The sequence below is a fragment of the Salinimicrobium profundisediminis genome (genome assembly GCF_026241755.1).
Taxonomy (GTDB): Bacteria; Bacteroidota; Bacteroidia; order Flavobacteriales; family Flavobacteriaceae; genus Salinimicrobium; species Salinimicrobium profundisediminis.
Genome location: NZ_JAPJDA010000001.1, coordinates 40,400 through 62,497 on the forward strand (window position 1 = coordinate 40,400; position 22,098 = coordinate 62,497).

A 22,098-nucleotide genomic window follows, 5' to 3' on the forward strand; every position below is an offset into this window, starting at 1 on the left:
TATTCTGTTTTAGTCATTGAAATAAAATCCGTTAGGCCCCACTCCAACATTAATTTTCTTTACAAACTCACCGGCAGTGGTATACACCTCAATAAACCCGTTTGAAGCAAAATCACCTGCATCACCAATGTAAATCCTGCCGTCTTCTACTTCAAAACCATACATTTTTCCCCATTGAGACTCACTGGTGTACTCAATAATAGGAGCAGAAGGACTGGTTGTAGCCCCAACTTCCATAGCATAAACTGCGTTGTCTAAAGTAAAATAAACTGTACCGTCTTCAACCTCTAAATTAGACGCTCCCTGTAGATCATCAGTTAAAACAACTTCCGATACTTTTTGCCCTGTTGTAAGATCAATAGTTTCAATGCTTCCTGTGCCCAGCACGTAGAGATAATCATTCTCGATCTCCATATCTGTAAGTCCGTCATTTACCTGGATGGTCTTTACTACGTCTTTGGTAGCTGAATTTATTACAGTTATAGTATTACCCACCCCATAAGAAGAATTCTGAACATAAACGAAATCATCTTCAGCTATAATTTTTGAAGCAGGACCGTCAATTTCTATGGTACCGGTAACCTCTAAAGTTTTAAGGTCTACCAATGCAATATAATCATCATTAGGTGTATCTATTACTTCAGCCAAATTTGTTACGTAAGCTGTTTCACCAACTACTGCTGCATAATAAGGAACTTTAAGACCACTGTCTACCTTTCCAACAACTTCAAAGGTGTTACGGTCTACCGCGGTGATAAGATTTGAACCATTAGAAATTATGTAAGCATTGTCTTCGTGGAAAAACATTGATTGTAGAAACATTCCCAGGTCGTCATTATTGTTTGCCTGGTAAATTTCGTTCTCTACAGTTTCCATATCATCACTAATATATGTTACTGTACCCGCAGCCTGTGCGCCTTCATTAAGCACAAAAAGACCTTCGGAATAAACTCCGACTTCTGGTTCGGGTTGTGGATCTACATTGTCATCATCGCTGCTACACGAGTTGAAAAATAATCCTCCAAGGAGTCCAAATAAAAATAGTTTGCTAAGCTTCATAAATTAAAAATTAAGATTTAAATAAATATTGAAATTGACGCCAGGCATCCAGCGGTCTTCTACGTTTTGATAAGCCTCATCAAAAATATTTCTCACCCGAGCTCCCAACCTGTAGGACTTTTCCTGGCCAAAAGCATAAGAAGTAGAAATATTTGAAATTGTGTAGGCGTCAAGATTGTAATTTGGATCATTGTCCGATCGTGTAAATACCTCTCCATTAAAGAGCAACTGGTAATCAAAATTCCACCTGCCATAAGCATAGCCGGCGCTGCCCGTTACTTTGTGATAAGGGACATAGATCAATTGCTTGCTGGTCTTTTGATTTTCAGATACCGTGTAAGAGTATATTCCTTTAAGCCTTAAAAATCCGTTACCAATATGCTTCTCCCAACCTAAAAGACCTTCCAATCCGTAAGAGCGTACTTCATCTTCGTTCTGCGGCCGCCAAATTCCGCCACTTGCCGGGAGCCACCTTATCATATCTTTTATATCTATATAGTAAGCAGTAAGATCCAGATCAAAATTTTGCCATCTAAAACTGTTACCTATTTCTCCCTGGAGCGAAGTTTCTGGTTTTAAATCGGGATTTCCCCCGGGATTCCAGTAAAGGTCGTTGTAAGTAGGGATCTTAAAATTTTTGGAGGCATTCAGCTTCAGTGCGTAGAAGGATGAAAACTCGTATTTTGCTCCTGCGGAAAAGAGCACGGGGCTCTCATAATTATTTGTCAGTTCCTTCCGAAGCCCTGCCTCATACGAGAATCTTTGAGTTGCGTGATGCTTCAGAAGTAATGCTGCGGAAAAAATATTCCTGCTGTTGTCATCAATTCCGGAGCCCTCGCCACTGGTGTGGGTATTTGAAAGCACCGAAGCTAACTTAACATCTTTAAAACCAGTGTATTCAAGGTCATTGCGGGCTATAAAAGTCTCTGCCTGCCCAAACGAATACTTGTCGGAAGACAGATTCTCATAATACCTGAAGCTTTCATCTAAAAATGCCAGTTTGGTAGTAGATTTAAAATGCGAGATCCCTGTCTCCCACTCCAGTAAATTCCTGCTGTTAATGTCCCTGTATTTTGTTGGAGTTTCTGAAGGTCTTATGAGTGAAAAGTGCCTGCCTGCATGAGAAAAACTACTAAAAGCCCGTAAATAATTTTTAGGAGCGATCTTATATGCCAGCCCCACATCAAGCGTATTATTGAAAAATTGCCCATTCAGGTTTTCACCATTGTCGGGATATTCATAATCATTGTCTGAACTGTTTCTTGCTCCCGCTATAGATAAACTCCACAGCTCGCCCGAAGCTTCCGTTTTATATCTCGCATCTACAGTGTTATAGCTGCCATACTGAAGAAAAAGTTCATTTTTAAAGCCCTGGTTAAAGTGAAGCCGATTATTGAGGTGAACAGTACCGCCAATGGCGCCCGTACCATAAACCACACTTCCGCCACCGCCGCGTACAGTAATCTCGTCTATGCCTACTGTACTAATTATATTGAAGTTGACCTGCCCGTTAAATTGAGAATTAATATTGATCCCGTTCCACAAAACTGCGGTTTGCGACGCTGTGGTGCCGCGGAAAGAAGGCGAAGAAACCATCCCCAGTCCATTCTCCTTAAAATAAATGGGAGAGTTGAACTCCAAGACCTCTCCTAGCGCAGAACGGCTGAGTTTACTAACAGAATCATCAATTTTGATAAGGGTTTGGCCGGTTGAAAACTCTCGAAGTTTAACATCGCTTACAAATACCTCTTCGAGATAATTGATAGAGTCCAGTTGGGCAAAAGAGGCTGTCCAATTTAGCAGGGCCAGGAATAGAAGGTAGAAAGTGCTTTTTTTCATCATCCGCAGGCTTTTTTCCCGAAAGCCAAAGGTTTTTAATTAATGAAAAATGGCAGGTCTCCTGGCTCGCGTCCTTTTTGTTAACCTTCCCATCCTAAAATCAGGACAGTGGTATGAAGTGTACAAAAGGCATTCCGACGCATCGGAACTAAGCTTACAGTTGCGGGAACAGCTCAGGCTTGTTTGAAGTTAGAGTTTAGAAGTTAGAAATACGAAGTAATTCTTGCTTCAACTCTCTTCGGAAGTTAGTGTCAAATTTCGTACTTCGTACTTCTAACTTCCCCTGATTCCCTTTTAATCGATGTCTTTACTTTCTGAATTTTTTTCAGAAAACAATCGAACCAAAATTCAAAGCGAAAGTAAACATTTTAGGGCTTTTTACTTCAAAAATTTTAAATAATCTTACTTTTGAAGTGCCAATGAAAAATACCCTCTACACATACAGCCTGTTACTTCTTATCATCTGCTTTGGATGTAAATCTGACAAAAAGGAAAAAGCCCCGCTCTTATCAAAGCAGGGAAAAGAAGTCGAAATACAATATGCCTCGGGTCTCAAAATCACCGATTTTGGAGATCATAAGATCATTACTGTAGAAAACCCGTGGCCCAATGCCGACAGGACCTATAGATACCTGCTGGCAGAAGAAGGAGCGACCGTACCACAGGATGTAGAATTTGATCAACGGATTCAAATTCCGGTAAAAAACATAGTGGTTACTTCCACAACCCATATTCCGGCGCTTGAGGTACTAAATTCCGAAGAACTGCTCGTGGGCTTTCCCGGTCTGGATTATATTTCTTCTGAAAAAACCCGCAAGCGCATTGATGCTGGCAAAATCAAGGAAATAGGTAAGAACGAAGCCCTTAATACCGAAAGCCTGCTTAACCTCCAGCCCGATGTAGTCATTGGTTTTTCGGTAGATGGCAGCAACAAGAGCCTTGACCTGCTCCAAAAAACCGGAATCCCGGTGGTGTTCAACGCCGACTGGACAGAGCATACCCCTTTAGGAAAAGCCGAATGGATCAAGTTCTTTGGCGCCTTTCTGGGAAAAATGAATGAAGCAAATGCCTTTTTTGAAGAGGTAGAAGAAGAGTATCTCAGCGCCAAAGAACTGGCCAAAAAGGCCAAAAACAAACCCGATGTGGTTGCCGGTGCCATGTACCAGGACCAGTGGTACCTGCCCGCGGGTAACTCCTGGCAGGCAATTTTTATAGAAGATGCCCATGCCAATTACCTTTTTAAAGAGACAGAAGGCACAGGCAGCCTTTCCCTTTCTTTTGAAAATGTACTAACACAGGCCGCACATGCCGATTTTTGGATGGGGCCCGGCCAGTTCACAGCTTATACCCAAATGCTACAGGCGTCTCCCCACTATGCAAGGTTTGAAGCTTTTGAGAACAGGAATATCTATACTTTTGCCAGTGAAAAAGGGAGTACCGGCGGGGTGATTTTCTATGAACTCGCTCCTTTGCGGCCCGATTTGGTTTTGAAAGACATGATCTCTGTTTTTCACCCCCAGCTGCTCCCCAACTATACCTCCACTTTTTATAAACCCCTGGAATAGTTGCAAAATACACGTGCCTATACTATCGTTTTATTTCTCTTGTTGGGAGCAACAGTAGCGGCATGGCTTTTAAATATTAGCCTTGGATCGGTAAATATTCCTTTTGAAGAAGTGCTGGCAGTACTTTTTTCTTCGGAAGCAGACAGTACCAACTGGCATTACATTATCATGGAATACCGCCTGCCAAAAGCTTTTACCTCCATTTTAGTAGGTTCAGGCCTTGCGGTGAGCGGGATGCTGATGCAAACGCTTTTCAGGAACCCTTTAGCCGGGCCGTATGTGCTGGGATTGAGCAGCGGCGCCAGCCTGGGCGTAGCTCTTGTACTCATGGGCGCTACTATCTTTGGAGGTGTGGCAGGAGGCATTGTTTTCTCCCAATGGGGCGTGGTAATTGCGTCCAGCCTGGGGAGTTTACTCGTGCTTATGGCGGTAATGCTGGCATCGGTCAAGCTAAAAGATACCATGGCCATTCTCATTATTGGGCTCATGTTTGCGAGCCTAACCTCGGCGGTGGTAAGCGTACTGGCATATTTTAGTCCGGCAGCACAGCTGCAGCAGTATGTTTTTTGGTCCTACGGAAGTGTGGGTGATCTCAGTTGGAACGAACTGGGTATTCTTAGCCTTTTCTGGTTATTTGGGGTGATGATTGCCCTCTTCAGCATAAAAAATCTCAACTCCCTGCTTTTAGGAGAGCAATACGCCCGAAGTCTGGGAATGAACATTGGCCGAAACCGTACCGTGCTCATTATTTCCACCAGTATTCTGGCAGGTAGCATCACAGCCTTTGCCGGGCCGGTAGCCTTTGTGGGCATGGCAGTTCCCCACCTTATTAGACAGGTAATACCGGTGAACGATCACCGTATTTTATTGCCGGCAGTGATCTTTGGCGGTGCCATTCTCATGTTGCTTTGCGACACCGTGGCGCAAATGCCCGGCAGCGACTATACTTTACCCATAAATGCAGTAACTTCACTGGTAGGTGCCCCCGTGGTGATTTGGCTCCTGGTAAGAAAAAGAAAATTCCTCTTCTAAAGATTCGGAACATAGAAGCAGAAAAGAAACATATCATCCTTAAAACTGAAAACCTTAGCATAGGTTACAGGAAGAAACAACTGGAAAAAGTAGTTGCTTCAGGAATTAATATTGAAGTTACCGAAGGTGAACTGGTGGCTGTGATAGGTATAAATGGCGTAGGGAAATCGACATTTTTGAGAACCGTAAGCGGTATTCAGCCAGAGCTCTCAGGACACATCGAGATCAACGGAGTGAACAGGAAGAATATTTCTTCGGAAAGACTGGCAACCATGATTAGCCTGGTGCTCACCGAGCAGCCCCTGTCAAAAAACCTTGGCGTAGCCGAACTGGTGGCGCTTGGAAGACAACCTTACACCAACTGGATAGGAAGACTTAGCCCGGGCGACCTAAAAATAGTAAAAAACGCACTGGCCCTGGTTAAGATTGAAGAAATACAGGAAAAGAAATGTCATGAGCTAAGTGACGGACAGTTACAAAAAGTGCTTATTTCTCGTGCCCTTGCACAGAATACGCCGCTGATGATCCTCGATGAGCCCACTTCCCATCTCGACATGTACCACAAGGCACAGGTACTCAAACTCCTGAAAGACCTAAGCCTGCGCACAAGAAAAGCGGTGATCTTTGCAACTCATGAGATTAACCTAGCGCTGCAATTGTGCGATAAGATCATTTTGATGAAGCCCAATGAGGTGGTACAGGGGAAGCCACAACAGCTTATCCAAAAAGGGCATTTTGAGAGCATCTTTCCATCAGACCTCATTGTTTTTGATACCGCTACCGAATCTTTCAGAATAAAAACCTGAAAATAGTATCTTTGAGCAAACCTGCAGCTCATGACAGATCCTATTATACTGGCAACCTCTCTTATTATCCTTATTTTTGGAGGGCTTTTGGGTTATTTGCTGGCCAATTTTAAGGGCAAAAGTGTTCAAAATGTGCTTAAAGAGCGAAATGAACAACTTAATAACCAGTATCAGGAGTATAAGGTTCAAAGTCAGGAGCAGCTACTTCAGCTCAAGGAGCAGGCGCGGGAGGAAAAAGAAGGCGTCAACAATCAATTAATTGAAGCCTGCCGGGAACGTGAAGAAATAAGGGGCAAAAAAGACATTTTAAGCACCCAATTGACCGAAAGAACTTCAGAATTAAAAAACCTTCAGGAAAAACTGGAAGAGCAAAAAGGGGAACTGGAAAAACTTCAGGAAAAATTCAGCAAAGAATTTGAGAACCTTGCTAACAAGATCCTCGAACAAAAATCGGAGAAATTCACCAGCATCAACAAAGAAAACATCAACCAGATCCTCTCCCCGCTTCAGGAAAAGATCAAACTTTTTGAGGAAAAGGTGGAGAAAAATTCTAATGATTTTATTGAGCGGCACGCACAGCTGGGCAAGCAGCTTGAATACCTGCACGAGCAGAATGTGAAGATCAGCGAAGAAGCCAATAACCTTACCAGGGCACTAAAAGGCGAAAATAAGACCCAGGGCAACTGGGGCGAATTGATTTTGGAGCGCGTACTTGAGAAGTCGGGGCTGGTAAGGGACCGGGAATATTTTCTGCAGAAATCCCACGAGACCGAAGAAGGCAAAAAACTACTGCCAGATGTGGTTCTACATTTACCCGGAGACAAGCGCATGGTCATTGACTCAAAAGTTTCGCTTGTAGCTTATGAAAAATACGTAAACGAAGAAGACCAGGAAAAAAGGGCGCGTCATCTCAAAGACCACTTGCGATCTCTTAACAGCCATATTCAGGATCTTAGCTCGAAAAAATACGAGGATCTCTACAAAATGGAATCGCCAGATTTTGTGCTGATGTTCATCCCTGTAGAACCTGCCCTGTACCTGGCACAAAACCTTGACAGTTCTTTCTTTTACACGGCTTTTCAAAAGAATATTTTACTGGTAAGCCCCACCACCCTGCTTTCTGTACTGCGAACTATCGACACCTTGTGGAGCAACGAAAAACAACAGCAAAATGCCCTTGAAATCGCCAATCATGCAGCATCTTTGTACCACAAATTCAAGTTGCTGTTAGACGAACTGGAAACTGTGGGGAAAAGGCTTAAATCTACCAACACGGCCTATGACGATGCCATGAAAAAACTTACAGGCCAGCAAAACCTCATTAAAGACATAGATCAACTGGAAACCCTGGGGATTTCCCCCAAACAAAAATTGTCTCAAAAATGGCTTTCCCGGGCAAACGGGGAAGAAAATCAGAACCAGTTGAACTAAAATTATGAAAATTTCTCCGGGTCTTTTCCAGGAGATTTTATAAACCTACTTTACCAAAACTTTTAGAATGACCAAAGATTTTAAAACTGTTGCCGAATCTCAAGTAACCATTTCAGAACTTATGTTGCCCTCACATTCCAATTTCAACGGAAAAATACATGGAGGTTACGTATTGTCCCTGCTCGATCAAATTGCTTTTGCCTGTGCTTCGAAACATTCGGGGGCCTATTGCGTTACAGCCAGCGTAGACACCGTAGATTTTCTTAAACCTATAGAAATCGGGGAACTGGTAACCATGAAAGCTTCGGTTAATTTTGTGGGCAGCAGCTCCATGCAGATCGGGATTCGGGTGGAAGCCGAAAATATCCAGACAGGTGCAGTAAAACATTGTAATTCCTCGTATTTTACCATGGTTGCAAAAGATGAGAAAGGACAATCGGTCAAAGTACCGGGACTCGTTTTAAAATCCAGGGATGACATCAGAAGGTTTGCGAAAAGTATTAAGCGGTACGACAATAAGAGGGTGCGCCTCAAAGAATTTACCGAAACTGATTTTGTTTCTGAAGAGCATCTTCACATCGTGGAAACCTATAACGTGAAAATTGAGGCGTAGTGAAGTTTAACGGATTCATTGCGGCGCTGCTTTTTGCTATCCTCATTTCCTGGTTCTTCCCGCAAGGCCCCGAAGTGCTGCCCCTCAAGCTCATTACTGATGTGGGAATAGGATTCATTTTCTTTTTCTACGGATTAAAATTGTCTCCTGCCGAGTTTAAAGCCGGGCTGTACAATTACAAGGTCCACATTTTGGTGCAGCTTACCACATTTGTGTTTTTTCCGTTACTCGCACTTGCGTTTGCGCCATTTTTTGAAGGCGGTACGGGTTCATCGCTTTGGCTTGCGCTGTTCTTTCTGGGAGCGCTGCCCTCTACGGTAAGTTCTTCAATTGTCATGGTTTCTCTGGCCCGCGGGAACATTCCCACAGCAATCTTTAACGCCAGCCTTTCGGGACTTCTGGGAATCATTGCCACTCCGCTCTGGCTCAGCTTTTTTATGGCTTCATCTTCTCAATTTGAATTTGCGACAGTAGTACAGAAACTGGTACTCCAGATTATTTTGCCGTTGATAATTGGTCTATTCCTTCAAAAGTTTTTGGGGGATCTCGCCCGGAAAAATTCTAAAAAGATCGCCCTTTTTGACAAGTCGATCATCGTTCTTATTGTGTACTCGAGTTTTAGTACAGCATTTTCTTCAGAATTATTCAGCAGTGTAGGCCTTTATGATCTTCTTAAGCTGTTGGCAATGGTGAGCGTATTATTTTTCGCAGTTTATTTTGGACTGGGAGCAATTTCCCGCTGGTTGAATTTTTCTACGGAAGACGAGATTACCGCGAAATTTTGTGGTACTAAAAAATCTTTAGTACACGGCTCGGTAATGGTTAAGGTGATCTTCGGAAGCTCTGCCTCAAACGCTTTGTACCTACTGCCCATCATGCTTTACCACATCCTACAGCTATTGGTAATTGCCGTTTTTGCTGAAGGGTATCGCAAGCGACAAGAGAGAGAAGATCTACCGGTTAGCTAGAATAAGAAGGGTTTGGTATGAAGATCTAAATGGCTAAAGCCATTATTTTTCACTAATTTCCCTATAGCCACGGGTTTAAACCCGTGGCTATAATAGCACATAAAAATAAAAACCGTTTTAATGGTTTAATTTTCATTCTTTTAAATGGGGCATTCATATAATAAAATATGGGTTCATGCCATTTGGTCAACCAAAGATCGGCGTCCTTTAATTGAGCTTTCAGTTGAGGATAAAATTCATCAGCACATCAATCAGCAATTGCGTGAAGCAGGTTGCCCAGTAAGAATTATAAACGGCATGCCAGATCACATTCATTGCCTGTTTTTACTCAATCCACAGAGATCAATTTCAGAAGTGATCAAGCAAATCAAAGGAAGTAGTTCTCATTATGTTAATCAGACAAATCTAATATCTCAAAAATTTGCATGGCAAACGGGATATGCTGCTTATTCTGTTTCCGAATCTGTTTTAGAAAAGACATTTTCCTATATCCAAAACCAAAAATCACACCATCAGAAAAAGTCATTTCAACAGGAATATGAGGATTTTCTGAAACTTTACGGATTGAACAATTCATAATCTCTCCAGTTGACACCAGTTTATAATGGCTTTAGCCATTATACTCTCCCGGAGATCCAATATAGCCACGGGTTTAAACCCGTGGCTATAGAACCAATTGTTCATCAAACCGTTTTAACGGTTTATGGATTAAAACGAGTCCACAACACCCGCAACATTAATAGTAAACAGGATCCATCCCATTACAAGCAGCAGTCCGCCTAACGGAGTAACAGGTCCCAAAAATGCTATTTTTCGCCCCTTTGCCGAAGACAACACTAGCCCGTAGATACTGAAGGAAAATAATATGATACCTACAACAAGAAACCAGCCCATGAGGTTTTGAGATAATCCTTGAAAGGGAAAGATCACTCCAACAAGGATGAGCAGCAAAGCGTGGTACATCTGATATTTGACGCCGGTCTCAAAACTTTTGAGTTGGTCGTTATCAAGGTAGTTCTTTAGACCGTGAGCTCCAAAAGCCCCAAAGATCACTGCCAGCGTACCAAAAACTCCACCGCATATTAAAATAAATTCTTTCATAAACTCACATTTTTGAAACCTCTGTAAATAAGAATGCCATCTTAAAAAGATGGCATTCAAAAATAGCATTTTTGAGACTTATTTTGTCAAATACATTTTTCTTCTGGAGTACAATTCATAGAAAGTATCGTCTCGCAGGCTGTCTATAAAGAGGATGCTTTCGCCGGTACTCTTCATCTCTGGCCCCAATTGTTTATTAACGTGAGGGAACTTATTGAAAGAGAATACAGGTTGTTTAATAGCGTATCCTTCCAGTTTTGGTTCAAATTTAAAGTCGGTCACCTTATTTTCTCCCAGCATCACTTTGGTAGCGTAGTTTACATAAGGCTGCCCGTAAGCTTTAGCTATAAAAGGCACGGTACGGGAGGCTCTTGGGTTTGCTTCTATGATGTAAACTTTGTCATCTTTAATCGCAAACTGAATGTTGATAAGACCCACAGTATTTAAAGCCAGCGCAATTTTTTTGGTGTGGTCTTTTATTTGCTGAAGCACAAGATCTCCCAGGTTGAAAGGAGGAAGCAGGGCATTTGAATCTCCCGAGTGGATTCCGCAGGGTTCAATATGTTCCATGATCCCGATGATCTGGACAGTTTCGCCATCACAAATCGCATCGGCTTCAGCCTCAATGGCCCCGTCTAGATAATGATCGAGAAGCAGCTTGTTATTTGGGATCTTTCTTAGCAGGTCTACTACTGTGGCCTCAAGTTCTTTTTTATTGATCACGATCTTCATTCCCTGACCTCCAAGTACGTACGAAGGCCGAACAAGAATTGGAAAATCGAGTTCATCGGCAAGGGCCAGCGCTTCTTCAGCAGTTTCGGCTACCCCAAATTCAGGATAAGGAATATCATTTTCCTGAAGTAGTTTAGAAAAAGATCCTCTGTCTTCAGCTAAATCAAGAGACTGGAAGCTGGTACCAATTATTTTGATTCCGTAGCGATCCAGTTTTTCAGCAAGTTTTAGAGCTGTTTGGCCTCCCAGCTGTACAATGACACCTTCGGGCTTTTCATGCTGGATGATGTCGTAGATATGTTCCCAGAAAACAGGTTCAAAATAAAGTTTATCGGCCACATCAAAGTCGGTCGAAACGGTTTCAGGGTTACAGTTGATCATGATGGTTTCATAGCCGCATTCTTTTGCTGCAAGCACCCCGTGTACACAACAATAATCGAATTCTATTCCCTGCCCAATCCTGTTTGGACCTGATCCCAGTACTACAATTTTCTTTTTATCTGATACCTTACTGTCGTTCTCTACATATTTCAGGCCTTCTTTAGTCTCGATTTCGGCTTCAAAAGTGGAGTAATAATAAGGAGTTTCCGCTTTAAATTCGGCTGCACAGGTATCAACGAGTTTATAAACCCGGTTAATGCCCATTTCCTCCCTTTTATTGTAAACCTCGCTTTCGAGACAGTCTACCATATAAGCGATCTGCCTGTCGGCAAAACCTTTTTGTTTTGCTTCGAGAAGAAGGTCTTTAGGAAGAGAATCTATAGTGTATTTTGAAATTTCAACTTCAAGGGTGTACAGCTCCTCATATTGCTTAAGGAACCACATATCAATTTTTGTGATCTCGTGAATCCTGGTTAGCGGGATGCCAAGTTGTATAGCATCATAGATCACAAAAACACGATCCCAACTGGCAAACTTCAGTTTCTCAAGAATAACATCGTAGTTGGAGTAACCTTTACCATCGGCACCCAATCCATTCCTTTTAATTTCGAGGGACTGAGTGGCCTTATGAAGTGCTTCCTGGAAAGATCTTCCTATTCCCATCACTTCCCCAACAGATTTCATTTGGAGACCAAGGGTGCGGTCACTACCTTCAAATTTATCAAAGTTCCAACGCGGAATTTTTACGATCACATAATCTAGCGTTGGCTCAAAAAGTGCCGAAGTTGATTTTGTAATTTGATTCTGAAGTTCATCAAGCGTATAACCTATTGCAAGTTTAGCTGCAATCTTGGCGATTGGATATCCTGTAGCTTTTGAAGCAAGAGCCGAAGACCTTGAAGTTCTAGGGTTGATCTCAATGGCCATGATCTCTTCCTTTTCGTCGGGGCTTACTGCAAACTGCACGTTACAACCTCCGGCGAAATCTCCAATATTCCGCATCATTTTGATGGCCAGGTCTCTCATTCTTTGAAAGCAGGAATCACTAAGGGTCATAGCCGGGGCAACCGTAATAGAGTCTCCCGTATGGATTCCCATAGGATCCATGTTCTCAATAGAACAAATAATCACCACGTTGTCGTTCTTATCACGCAACAGTTCCAGCTCGTATTCCTTCCAGCCTAAAAGGGCTTTATCAATAAGCACTTCATGAATAGGAGAAGCTTCGAGACCTGCTGTTAACAGTTCATCAAAATCTTCTTCTTTATGCACAAAAGAGGCACCGCTACCACCAAGGGTAAACGAAGCGCGTATAACCAGTGGAAAACCAAATTCCTGCGCCACTTCCTTTCCTTTTAAGAAAGAAGTTACGGTTTGTGCAGGAGCCACACCTACGCCCAGGCGCACCATTAATTGCTTGAATTTTTCCCTGTCTTCAGTAATATTGATTGCATCAATATCTACACCTATTAACTTTACATTGAAATCGTTCCAGATTCCTTTTTCTTCGGCCTCTATACATAAATTCAATGCTGTTTGCCCTCCCATAGTAGGCAGCACTGCATCAATATCGGGATGATCTTTAAGGATATCAATGATAGATTTTGTGGTAAGAGGTTTTAGATAAACATGATCTGCCATTGAAGGATCTGTCATGATGGTGGCAGGGTTGGAATTGATAAGGACTGTTTTAATCCCTTCTTCCCGTAATGATTTGAGTGCCTGTGCGCCGGCATAATCAAATTCACAGGCCTGGCCAATTACAATAGGTCCAGAACCTATAATTAGTATTTTCTTGAGGTTTTCGTTCTTTGGCATAAGAAAGTCTTTGTATGGAGTTTGTAAAAATAGGAACCTACAGGGTATAAAAAAAGGCGTTACTTAAAAAGTAACACCTTTATTATTTTGAGGAATTATCATCTAGTGTTTATGCCTTTGCTCAGAGGAAACAGATAATTTCTTTCTACCTTTTGCTCTTCTACGAGCAAGCACCTTTCTTCCGTTAACACTTGCCATACGCTCTCTGAAACCGTGCTTATTTTTTCTTTTCCTCTTAGATGGTTGAAACGTTCTTTTCATGATAATTATCTTTAATCTTCTTTGAAATCGCTTTGTAAAATAGCTTTAAGACCTCCTCTTAAAACTGCGGGCAAATATACAAAGAGTTTTTACTTAGGCAAACCCTAAATTAAAATAATTACCAATTGTTTTTCTTACCTTTGCAGTTTTCAAAATTTACTGCAAATGTTCAATAAAATCTATAAACTAATTCTTACAGCCATTCTTGTTATTGTCGCAATCTGGCAATTTTTTGAAGGCAATATAGGGAATGGACTTTTCCTTTTACTTCTGGCAGGTATCTTTGTTTTTCTTTACTACAAAAATGAAATGATACTTATGGCCTTTTTGAGGCTTCGGAAGCAGGACTTTGCAGGAGCTAAAAAATGGCTGGATAAAATTAAAGATCCCGAGAAAGCCCTCACCACAAAACAACAGGGATATTACTGGTACCTACACGGTTTAATGGTTTCGCAGACCAATATTACCCAGGCCGAAAAATTCTTTAAACGCGCCATAAAACTGGGCCTCTCCATGAAGCAGGACCTGGCCATGGCAAAGCTGAACCTTGCAGGTATTGCTATGACCAAGAGAAGAAAAAGAGAGGCGCAAATGTTACTCCAGGAAGCCAAAAAACTGGACAAACACAACATGCTTGACGAGCAAATCAAGATGATGAAGCAGCAGATGAAAAAGATCTAAAACTGCCTTTTTTGGCACCTCGTTTTAGAGATGTTTTCCCTTTTCTTTACTTGCTGTATTTCAACTATTTTACCCGCAGTTAAACGAGTTTATTTGAGCCGGGACGCTACATTCTGTAACTTAGTGCAGAATTTGGATTTCCGGCACATGCAGCGAGCTTTACTACTTCTTTTTACTTTATCTTTTTTCTTCCTGTCACATGCACAGGAGGACAAGATAAGTTTTTCTGAAGCTCTTGCCATCCACCTTCCCAAGTACAACAAACACGCCGATAAAGCTTACCGCGATAAAAATATAGCACGTGCAGACGAGCTGTTCGATTCTCTTGTAAATTACGGACTTAAAGGAGCGGTGCTCGATAATTTTAAAGTAACAAACCTTAAAAAGAAGAAGGTTTATCTCAACGAGTTTATAAAACCCGTCTATCTTACCACCTATGCCTCCTGGATCATTCCCACTGAAGGAGAAGTGCCGGCACTGAATAAATTAGCTGAAAAATACGGAGAGCAGGTTGATTTTGTTATCCTGTTCTGGGATAACTATGAGACCACTAAGAAACTGGCAAAAAAATACCACAGCAACATCCGCATACTTTATGTGGATGAACTACAAAACAATAGCCCTTACGTGGTGAAAATGATGAAGCATTCGCTGGGCCTTCCAACTTCCTTCCTACTCAACAACAACAAAAAAATCCTGGATATTAGAAGGAAACCTTCACATCCATATGGAATAGAATTCGAAAAATCTTTCGCCCTCAATTATGATTCGTTGTCGAGCGCTATTTCCCTTTTGTTAGTAAATAACAGCAGCCGCTATCTTACTGCGGAAAAGAACGTTTCCCCTTAGTAAAAACAGCCTAAATGAATTGTTTTTTTGAATTTGCCTTAGTCCAGACAATTCCAACTTCATACCGACTTTAAGGAGCGGGCGAATAATAACCTTCTTCCGGAAGTTCAATAAGATATTCTTTACGGGACCTGTTATTGAGGTGCGCCTCCCTTAACCACGGATTGTGAATTTTGAGGATCTTATAATTGATTCCAAAATTTTGAGCAAAGCGGGCAAAATCGCTCACTGCCGTATCTACTTTTACCTTATAAGAAGGTATATGCGGGTAAAGATCTTTTTGCCTGAAGTTGAAACCATACTGCGCCGGATTTTCCATAATCTCTTTTAATGCCAGGATCCTGAAAATATATCTCCCGGTCTCCTCCCCAAGCAGCAGGTCGTAGTAATTCTGCACATCCTGCCGTTCCCTTTGCCGGTCTACACCATAATTTCCTGCATTATAGGCAGCCGCCGCAAGCGTCCAGTTTCCAAATCGCTCTTTGGACTTTTTAAAGTATTCGGCAGCAACATGGGTAGATTTCTCAATATTGTAACGCTCATCAACATTGTCATTGATCTCAAGGCCATACTCTTTCCCTGTGCTTTCCATGATTTGCCAAAAACCCCTTGCTCCTGCCGGAGAAACTGCATTGGTAAGGCTGCTCTCAATCACGGCTAAATACTTAAAATCGTCCGGCACCCCGTGTTCAGCAAGAATTGGCTCTATTACGGGAAAATATTTATTTGCCCTCTTAAGCAACAAAAGCGTGTTAGATTGCCAGTAGGTATTTACTAACAGCTCCCGGTCCATCCTTTCATGAACATCGGGAATTTCAACAGGCACCTCTTCTCCTGCAAACTCGAGGTCCTCGGGCATGGGCAAAGCATATACATTGTAGCCGTTTGCAATCTTCTTCTCCTGGTTTTCATCACTGGGTGCCTCCTGGACAGCATTGATACCCAAACCACAAACCACCAGCAAGCTTCCTCCTATTAATATGTTCTTCAGTTTCATCTCAAGTAAGTATTTCTTTTTCTTTATTTTTTTCCAGTTTCCCTGTATCGATGATTTCTTCAAGATGATCATTGAACCACCTGAACCTGTTAATAATCATCACATGCGTTCCTCCCTGCACGGTTATACAACCCTGTATGTACCTGTACGGAAAGATCTCATCTTTATCTCCATGTATATGGACAACATTGGGATAAGGCTCTTCCCTCTCCCAGCACACCATTTGCTTTATCGCCCAATCCAGATATCGCGTATCGGTAACAGAAAGGTATTTTTTGTAAAGCTTTGCTCTTTTTTTGGTAAAATCTCCTACCGCAATTTTTTCCAGGGCATCTACGTAACGCACAAGGGAAGTGGGCAAAATTCTAAAAGCCCCGGTACATCGTGCAAACCTCATTCGCCTGGGCAGCTCCTTTTGGCTTTTTACGCTCGAGATGATAATCACCCTTCGCACCTCTATGAGCTGTGCCATTTCCTGAACAATAATCCCGCCAAAAGACACTCCTATCAGCACCGGGTTTTCGTGTTTCACTTTCTTGCACAGGCGCTTGCTGTATTCCCTTAAACTTTCTTTTGGCTTTGGGAGCACCCAGTCAAGCCAGTGAATCTCAAACCTGTCTTCAGGCAAGGCGATCATTTCAAAAATAGTAGGGTTGGCTGCCAGGCCGGGCATACAATAAACGTGAATAAGTGAGTCTTTCACCATACTTTAGCAGGTTCTAGAGCCGTAATGTGCTCAAAAATCGTTAACTTTACGTTCAAATTTAAGGGAAATTACGCGCTTCAGATCAACATTTAATTATAAAATTTCCCTCAAAGGCTTCGGCCCTCTCAGCCAGTATAAGCTCTATAACTTTTAAAAGTGGCTGATATTTTGATACTCTAACTAAAAACATACATATGGACCCTCAGCTATCTGTTAATGACAATGAATTTCTTCGTCAATTTGAACTTCAGGTCGAAGGAGATTTAGCCAAAATTGAATATGCGAACCAGGATCGCAAGATTTTTTTGACCAAACTCGAAATGAGCGAAGAGCTCAAAGAAAAAGGATATTTAGAACCTTTTATAGAAAAAGTTCTTGACCTCATAAAGGAACGGGAAATAAGGGTAATGCCCACCAGCCCCACTATTGCTCGATTTATGCGTAAAAACCGCCGAAAGTACAAAGGTATGCTGCCCGTGGGCATTAATATTTAAACTACTGCCTTTTCTTCGACATAAGAGAAACGAACAATTCCATCTTCTCCTATTTCCTGCAGCTCTACCTGGTGAAGCGTATTTACCAGTGCAGGATCCCAGGGAGTTTTTACCTTTACATAATTCTCGGTAAAGCCATGGATATACCCCTCTTTATTCTCTCCCTCAAAAAGTACGGTTTTTGTCTTGCCTAATTGGGTCTCATAAAAGGCGCGCCTTTTTTTAGCAGAAAGTCCGCGCAACATTTTACTCCTCTTTTTGCGCACCTTTAAAGGCACCACTGCATCCATTTCGGCCGCCGGAGTATTTTCTCTTTCTGAATAAGTAAACACGTGGAGATAAGAAATATCCAGCTCATTCAGGAAATTATAGGTGTCAATAAAATATTCATCGGTTTCTCCGGGAAATCCAACGATCACATCAACCCCAATACAGGCATCGGGCATTACTTCTTTGATCTTTGTTACCCGGTCTACATAAAGCTCTTTCATGTACCTGCGGCGCATTGCCTTAAGCACTTCATTGCTCCCGCTTTGAAGCGGAATATGAAAATGAGGCACAAATGCTTTGCTCTGCGCAACAAAATCTATAGTTTCGTTCTTCAGTAGATTGGGTTCTATTGAAGAAATTCTAAGTCTTTCTATTCCTTCTACAGTATCCAGACCTTTTACCAGATCAAGAAAAGTATGTTCATGTTTCTTGTTCCCGAATTCCCCTTTTCCGTAGTCTCCAATGTTAACGCCGGTGAGTACAATCTCTTTAATACCTTTCTCACTTATCTTCTTTGCATTTTCCAGCACGTTCTCTAAAGAGTCACTTCGGGAAATACCCCGTGCCAGTGGAATTGTACAGTAAGTACATTTGTAATCGCAGCCATCCTGCACCTTCAAAAATGCCCTTGTGCGATCTCCAAAAGAATAAGAACCCACATAGAAATCTGCTTCCTCTATTTCACAGGAATGCACCTCTCCCATGTCATTTTTGGTAAGGTCATTAAGGTAATTGGTAATCTTGAATTTTTCGGTAGCACCCAGAACCATGTCTACTCCATCTACAGCCGCAAGTTCTTCGGGCTTTAACTGGGCATAACACCCCACAGCAATCACAAAAGCGTTTTCATTCGCTTTTTGCGCCTGCTTCACAATGGTTTTGAATCTTTTATCGGCATTATCGGTTACCGAACAGGTATTAATCACATATATATCGGCCGCTTCACTAAAATCTACCCGTGCAAAACCTTCATCTTTAAAAGATCGGGCAATGGTAGAGGTTTCAGAAAAATTCAGCTTGCAACCCAGGGTGTAAAAAGCAACTTTTTTGGGATCTTCCATTTCTTCTCATTCATCATTCCGAAGTACAACCTTCAGAATTTCAGTTAAATATAAAAGCCTCTAAAAATGACATTTTAGAGGCTGCAAAGATACCAACTTTAATTCAATGAACAATTCCCTGAATCAATGATCAATTAACAGGAATATACAATTACAAGTACTGATTATGAACACTAAATACTGATCATTAAAAATTAATCCCGCCTGTATTGTTTCGTGTCTTCAAAGACCTGTTCTAAAATAGCCTTATCCTCTTCTGAGAATTCCACCTCTTTTCTTTCCATTACTTTTTCGGCTACTTCAAAGGCTTTTGAGGTTTGGTAAGTAGTTGTGCCCCCGCTTCCACCCCAACTAAAGCTGGGTACAAAATTCCGCGAAAAACCGGCACCAAAGATATTGGCACTTACACCCACCACGGTGCCTGTGTTGAACATGGTATTGATACTGCACTTACTGTGATCTCCCATCATGAGTCCGCAAAACTGAAGTCCTGTATGCGCAAATCTACCGGTGGCATAATCCCACAGGCGCACTTCAGCATAATTGTTCTTTAGGTTAGAAGTATTGGTGTCGGCCCCAAGGTTGCACCACTCCCCCAGCACCGAATTGCCCAGGTAGCCGTCGTGCCCTTTATTTGAGTATCCAAAAATGACAGAATTATTCACTTCTCCCCCAACTTTAGAATGTGGCCCCACTGTAGTTGACCCGTAGATCTTTGCACCCATCTTCAGCACAGCATGATCTCCTAACGCAAATGGCCCCCGCACAATACTGCCTTCCATAATCTGGGCATCAGCTCCAATATAGATAGGACCTTCAGAAGCATTTAAAATAGCACATTCTACCTTTGCCCCCTCCTCTAAAAAGACATTTTCGGGCGCTATTACCTGGTTTGTAGAAGATAACTTCTGACTGCTACGATCCTGTACCAGCAGTTCAAAATCGGCAGTAATAGCTTCCCCGTTCAGTCTAAAGATGTCCCATGTATGCTCCACAACCACCGGCTTTCCTTCAAGCTCAATATGTTTGCAGTCGTTAAAATCTACTTCCTGTTCTTCGTAGGCATGAAATGCCACAATATCTTCTTCGTGAAAAATCCCTTCGCCGGGTTGCAGGTTCTTTAACTGCTCCACAAGCTCGGGTGTGGGTATAAAGGAAGCGTTTATCATAACGTTCTCTTCCATCTCTACCATTGGCCACTTTTCTGAAAGATAATCTTCGGTAATTGTAGAAGTAGTGGTATTTAAATATCTCTCCCATTTTTCCCGAATGGTCAAGATGCCCACTCTTATTTCGGCTACGGGGCGGGTAAAAGTAAATGGCAGCAAATGGGAACGGGCAGAACCGTCAAAGAGAATATAGTTCATTTGTTTTCTTTTTGAGCCAAAAGTACAGTTTTTTAAAAAAACACATGAAATTTTAAAAAAGTATAACAAAAAAAAGCCTCCCTGTAAGGAGGCTTGTAAATTATAATGACGCTAAAATTATTTTTTGAATTTCGCGTATTTGTTCTTGAACTTGTCAATACGACCGGCAGTATCCAACAATTTGGCTTTCCCGGTGTAGAAAGGGTGAGAAGTTCTGGAGATCTCCAACTTCACCAAAGGATAATTCTCACCATCAACTTCAATAGTTTCTTTTGTGTTCGCGGTAGATTTGGTGATAAAAACCTCGTCATTTGACATGTCTTTAAAAGCTACCAATCTATAATTTTCCGGATGGATTCCCTGCTTCATCTCTTTATTCTTTAAAATCTTGTAATTTTTTCGAGCTGCAAATTTAAATAATTTTTCTAAATCAACAAGTATTTCTTCTCTAATTTTCAGCCTTAAAGAAAACCAAGTGCACGAGTGTAACGTTTTGTTATCTTTGCTTACTAACCGTAATTAACCAACAAATCTAACAATAATGGAAACACAACAAGCAAAAGCGGGTAAATTTGTTCTTAATTACGGTCTTCTTCTAGGGATTGCCCTGGTAGTTGTAGGCGTTATTATGTACGTCACCAACAACCACCTCGCTCCCCACTGGTCTTTCACCGTTATTACCCTGGCACTTCTTATAGCATTTATGGTGTATGGAATTAAAGCATTTAAAACTGAAAATGGCGGCTTCCTTAGCCTGGGTGAAGCTATTAAAGTTGCAGTAGGTATAGGACTTATTGCCGCTATTATTGGCGGTATTTGGTCTATTGTTCTTTCTACAGTAATTGAGCCCGACTACATGTCACAGATGATGGAAATGCAAAGAGAGCAAATTGTAGAACAATATCCTGGCATGAGCGAAGCTCAAGTTGATAATGCCTTAGAAATGGGTGCTGCTTTTCAATCTCCATGGATTATCTTTGCCAGCGGCCTTGTACTGTATATGCTGGGAGGATTAATTATAGGGTTGATCGCCGGTCTCATCATGAAGGAGAACAGGCCTTACGAAATATAAACACAGCTTAATGCAATTATCTATTGTCATCCCTCTTCTTAACGAAGAAGAATCTTTAAATGAATTATATAATTGGATCGCATCGGTGATGCGGTCCAATTCTTTTTCTTACGAGATCATCTTTATCGATGACGGTAGTACAGATAATTCCTGGAAAGTCATTAGAAAAATTGCTGCGGAAGATGCAGGAGTTAAAGGAATAAGGTTTAATCGCAACTACGGAAAGTCTCAGGCGCTCCATGTGGGATTTGAAAGAGCCGAAGGAGATGTGGTGATCACCATGGATGCCGACTTGCAGGACAATCCTGAAGAAATCCCTGAATTATATCATCTTATCACCAAAGAGAATTTTGATCTTATCTCGGGCTGGAAAAAGAAGCGTTACGATGCCGTGCTTACTAAAAACCTCCCGTCAAAATTGTTCAATGCAGCAGCCAGAAAAACCTCTGGCCTTAAGCTGCACGATTTTAACTGCGGACTAAAAGCTTACCGCAAACCTGTAGTAAAGAATATTGATGTGTATGGCGAGATGCACCGTTACATTCCGGTACTGGCTAAGAACGCCGGCTACTCGCGTATAGACGAAAAAGTAGTACAGCACCAGGCAAGGAAATACGGAAAAACAAAATTTGGAGCCGAGCGTTTTATTAACGGCTTTCTTGATCTCATCACCATTTGGTTCCTGTCAAGTTTTGCCCGCAGGCCCATGCACCTTTTTGGCGCCCTGGGCGTGCTCATGTTTTTCTTCGGCTTCCTTTCTGCTGTGGTAATTGGCGCCTCCAAATTATACAAGCTTTACCAGGGCTTACCCAGTATCCTGGTGACCGATAATCCGTGGTTTTATATCTCCCTTACCACCATGATCCTGGGTACATTGCTCTTCATTGCAGGCTTTTTGGGCGAATTGATCTTAAGAAGCAGTAGAGATAAAGAACGCTACCGCATTAGCGAAACTACAGGAGAGATTTAACGGGCTTTACCACATAAATCCTTAT

Annotated in this window: 22 protein-coding genes and 1 riboswitch; of the genes, 12 read left to right on the forward strand and 10 right to left on the reverse strand. The window is 41.9% G+C overall.

The window, feature by feature from the left end; genetic code table 11:
• Positions 1-9 precede the first annotated feature (9 nt).
• Together OQ279_RS00210 and OQ279_RS00215 are read right to left on the reverse strand one after the other, a co-directional pair.
• Positions 10-1,059, reverse strand: coding sequence for a DUF5074 domain-containing protein (locus OQ279_RS00210; RefSeq protein ID WP_266067737.1), 1,050 nt, complete (start codon positions 1,057-1,059; stop codon positions 10-12).
• Between the two features lie 3 nt (positions 1,060-1,062).
• On the reverse strand, positions 1,063-2,901 hold the full coding sequence (locus OQ279_RS00215) for a TonB-dependent receptor plug domain-containing protein (protein WP_266067738.1): 1,839 nt from the start codon (positions 2,899-2,901) through the stop codon (positions 1,063-1,065).
• Positions 2,902-2,932: 31 nt separating this feature from the next.
• A riboswitch (cobalamin riboswitch) is annotated at positions 2,933-3,259 on the reverse strand.
• A gap of 58 nt (positions 3,260-3,317) precedes the next feature.
• Between OQ279_RS00215 and OQ279_RS00220 the strand changes: the two genes are divergently transcribed.
• The 7 genes from OQ279_RS00220 to tnpA all read left to right on the forward strand — a co-directional run bounded on the left by OQ279_RS00220 (position 3,318) and on the right by tnpA (position 9,892).
• Complete coding sequence (locus tag OQ279_RS00220) at positions 3,318-4,463, forward strand: ABC transporter substrate-binding protein (protein ID WP_266067739.1); 1,146 nt, start codon at positions 3,318-3,320, stop codon at positions 4,461-4,463.
• Entirely contained in the window at positions 4,464-5,495 is a 1,032-nt protein-coding gene (locus OQ279_RS00225) for an iron chelate uptake ABC transporter family permease subunit (RefSeq protein WP_266067740.1), read from the forward strand. It begins immediately after the preceding gene.
• Positions 5,459-6,301, forward strand: a complete 843-nt coding sequence (locus OQ279_RS00230) for an ABC transporter ATP-binding protein (RefSeq protein ID WP_274704416.1) — start codon at positions 5,459-5,461, stop codon at positions 6,299-6,301. The genes OQ279_RS00225 and OQ279_RS00230 overlap by 37 nt, the downstream gene beginning before the upstream one ends.
• Before the next feature lie 30 nt (positions 6,302-6,331).
• The gene (locus OQ279_RS00235) at positions 6,332-7,732 is read left to right on the forward strand and encodes a DNA recombination protein RmuC (protein WP_266067741.1); all 1,401 of its coding nucleotides are present in this window, start codon (positions 6,332-6,334) and stop codon (positions 7,730-7,732) included.
• A gap of 67 nt (positions 7,733-7,799) precedes the next feature.
• Positions 7,800-8,345 (forward strand): acyl-CoA thioesterase, encoded by a 546-nt coding sequence (locus OQ279_RS00240; RefSeq protein WP_266067742.1) that lies wholly within the window; start codon positions 7,800-7,802, stop codon positions 8,343-8,345.
• Positions 8,345-9,313 carry a bile acid:sodium symporter family protein gene (locus OQ279_RS00245; RefSeq protein ID WP_266067743.1) on the forward strand — a complete coding sequence of 323 codons (969 nt, stop codon included), beginning with the start codon at positions 8,345-8,347 and terminating at the stop codon, positions 9,311-9,313. The genes OQ279_RS00240 and OQ279_RS00245 overlap by 1 nt, the downstream gene beginning before the upstream one ends.
• Before the next feature lie 144 nt (positions 9,314-9,457).
• Complete coding sequence (gene tnpA / locus OQ279_RS00250) at positions 9,458-9,892, forward strand: IS200/IS605 family transposase (RefSeq protein ID WP_266067744.1); 435 nt, start codon at positions 9,458-9,460, stop codon at positions 9,890-9,892.
• A 129-nt stretch (positions 9,893-10,021) separates the two neighbouring features.
• On the opposite strand, the gene OQ279_RS00255 is transcribed toward tnpA, so the two are convergent.
• From OQ279_RS00255 to rpmH, 3 genes are all read right to left on the reverse strand, one after another.
• Positions 10,022-10,414: a DUF423 domain-containing protein gene (locus OQ279_RS00255; protein WP_266067745.1), complete on the reverse strand. Its 393-nt coding sequence runs from the start codon at positions 10,412-10,414 to the stop codon at positions 10,022-10,024.
• A 78-nt stretch (positions 10,415-10,492) separates the two neighbouring features.
• Complete coding sequence (gene carB / locus OQ279_RS00260; RefSeq protein WP_266067746.1) at positions 10,493-13,345, reverse strand: carbamoyl-phosphate synthase large subunit; 2,853 nt, start codon at positions 13,343-13,345, stop codon at positions 10,493-10,495.
• Between the two features lie 102 nt (positions 13,346-13,447).
• Positions 13,448-13,606: a 50S ribosomal protein L34 gene (gene rpmH / locus OQ279_RS00265; RefSeq protein ID WP_083961569.1), complete on the reverse strand. Its 159-nt coding sequence runs from the start codon at positions 13,604-13,606 to the stop codon at positions 13,448-13,450.
• A 165-nt stretch (positions 13,607-13,771) separates the two neighbouring features.
• On the opposite strand from rpmH, the gene OQ279_RS00270 reads away from it, so the two are divergent.
• Positions 13,772-14,287: a DUF2892 domain-containing protein gene (locus OQ279_RS00270; protein WP_266067747.1), complete on the forward strand. Its 516-nt coding sequence runs from the start codon at positions 13,772-13,774 to the stop codon at positions 14,285-14,287.
• 147 nt (positions 14,288-14,434) lie between these two features.
• Positions 14,435-15,136: a TlpA family protein disulfide reductase gene (locus OQ279_RS00275; RefSeq protein ID WP_266067748.1), complete on the forward strand. Its 702-nt coding sequence runs from the start codon at positions 14,435-14,437 to the stop codon at positions 15,134-15,136.
• 70 nt (positions 15,137-15,206) lie between these two features.
• On the opposite strand, the gene OQ279_RS00280 is transcribed toward OQ279_RS00275, so the two are convergent.
• Together OQ279_RS00280 and OQ279_RS00285 are read right to left on the reverse strand one after the other, a co-directional pair.
• Positions 15,207-16,133: a lytic transglycosylase domain-containing protein gene (locus tag OQ279_RS00280; RefSeq protein WP_266067749.1), complete on the reverse strand. Its 927-nt coding sequence runs from the start codon at positions 16,131-16,133 to the stop codon at positions 15,207-15,209.
• A 1-nt stretch (position 16,134) separates the two neighbouring features.
• Complete coding sequence (locus OQ279_RS00285; RefSeq protein WP_266067750.1) at positions 16,135-16,839, reverse strand: alpha/beta hydrolase family protein; 705 nt, start codon at positions 16,837-16,839, stop codon at positions 16,135-16,137.
• Positions 16,840-17,033: 194 nt separating this feature from the next.
• Here OQ279_RS00285 and OQ279_RS00290 point away from each other — a divergent pair, with 194 nt between their 5' ends.
• Entirely contained in the window at positions 17,034-17,333 is a 300-nt protein-coding gene (locus tag OQ279_RS00290; RefSeq protein ID WP_266067751.1) for an N-acetyltransferase, read from the forward strand.
• Here OQ279_RS00290 and mtaB read toward each other — a convergent pair.
• The 3 genes from mtaB to OQ279_RS00305 form a co-directional block, all read right to left on the reverse strand.
• Positions 17,330-18,664, reverse strand: coding sequence for a tRNA (N(6)-L-threonylcarbamoyladenosine(37)-C(2))-methylthiotransferase MtaB (mtaB, locus tag OQ279_RS00295; RefSeq protein WP_266067752.1), 1,335 nt, complete (start codon positions 18,662-18,664; stop codon positions 17,330-17,332). The two genes, OQ279_RS00290 and mtaB, sit on opposite strands and share 4 nt — an antisense overlap.
• Positions 18,665-18,858: 194 nt before the next feature.
• Entirely contained in the window at positions 18,859-20,031 is a 1,173-nt protein-coding gene (locus OQ279_RS00300) for a GlmU family protein (protein WP_266067753.1), read from the reverse strand.
• 117 nt (positions 20,032-20,148) lie between these two features.
• Complete coding sequence (locus OQ279_RS00305) at positions 20,149-20,400, reverse strand: type B 50S ribosomal protein L31 (RefSeq protein WP_265162857.1); 252 nt, start codon at positions 20,398-20,400, stop codon at positions 20,149-20,151.
• A gap of 172 nt (positions 20,401-20,572) precedes the next feature.
• Between OQ279_RS00305 and OQ279_RS00310 the strand changes: the two genes are divergently transcribed.
• Both OQ279_RS00310 and OQ279_RS00315 read left to right on the forward strand, forming a co-directional pair.
• Positions 20,573-21,103: a DUF4199 domain-containing protein gene (locus OQ279_RS00310; protein ID WP_266067754.1), complete on the forward strand. Its 531-nt coding sequence runs from the start codon at positions 20,573-20,575 to the stop codon at positions 21,101-21,103.
• Positions 21,104-21,113: 10 nt separating this feature from the next.
• Entirely contained in the window at positions 21,114-22,073 is a 960-nt protein-coding gene (locus OQ279_RS00315) for a glycosyltransferase family 2 protein (RefSeq protein WP_266067755.1), read from the forward strand.
• The last annotated feature ends 25 nt before the right edge of the window (positions 22,074-22,098 follow it).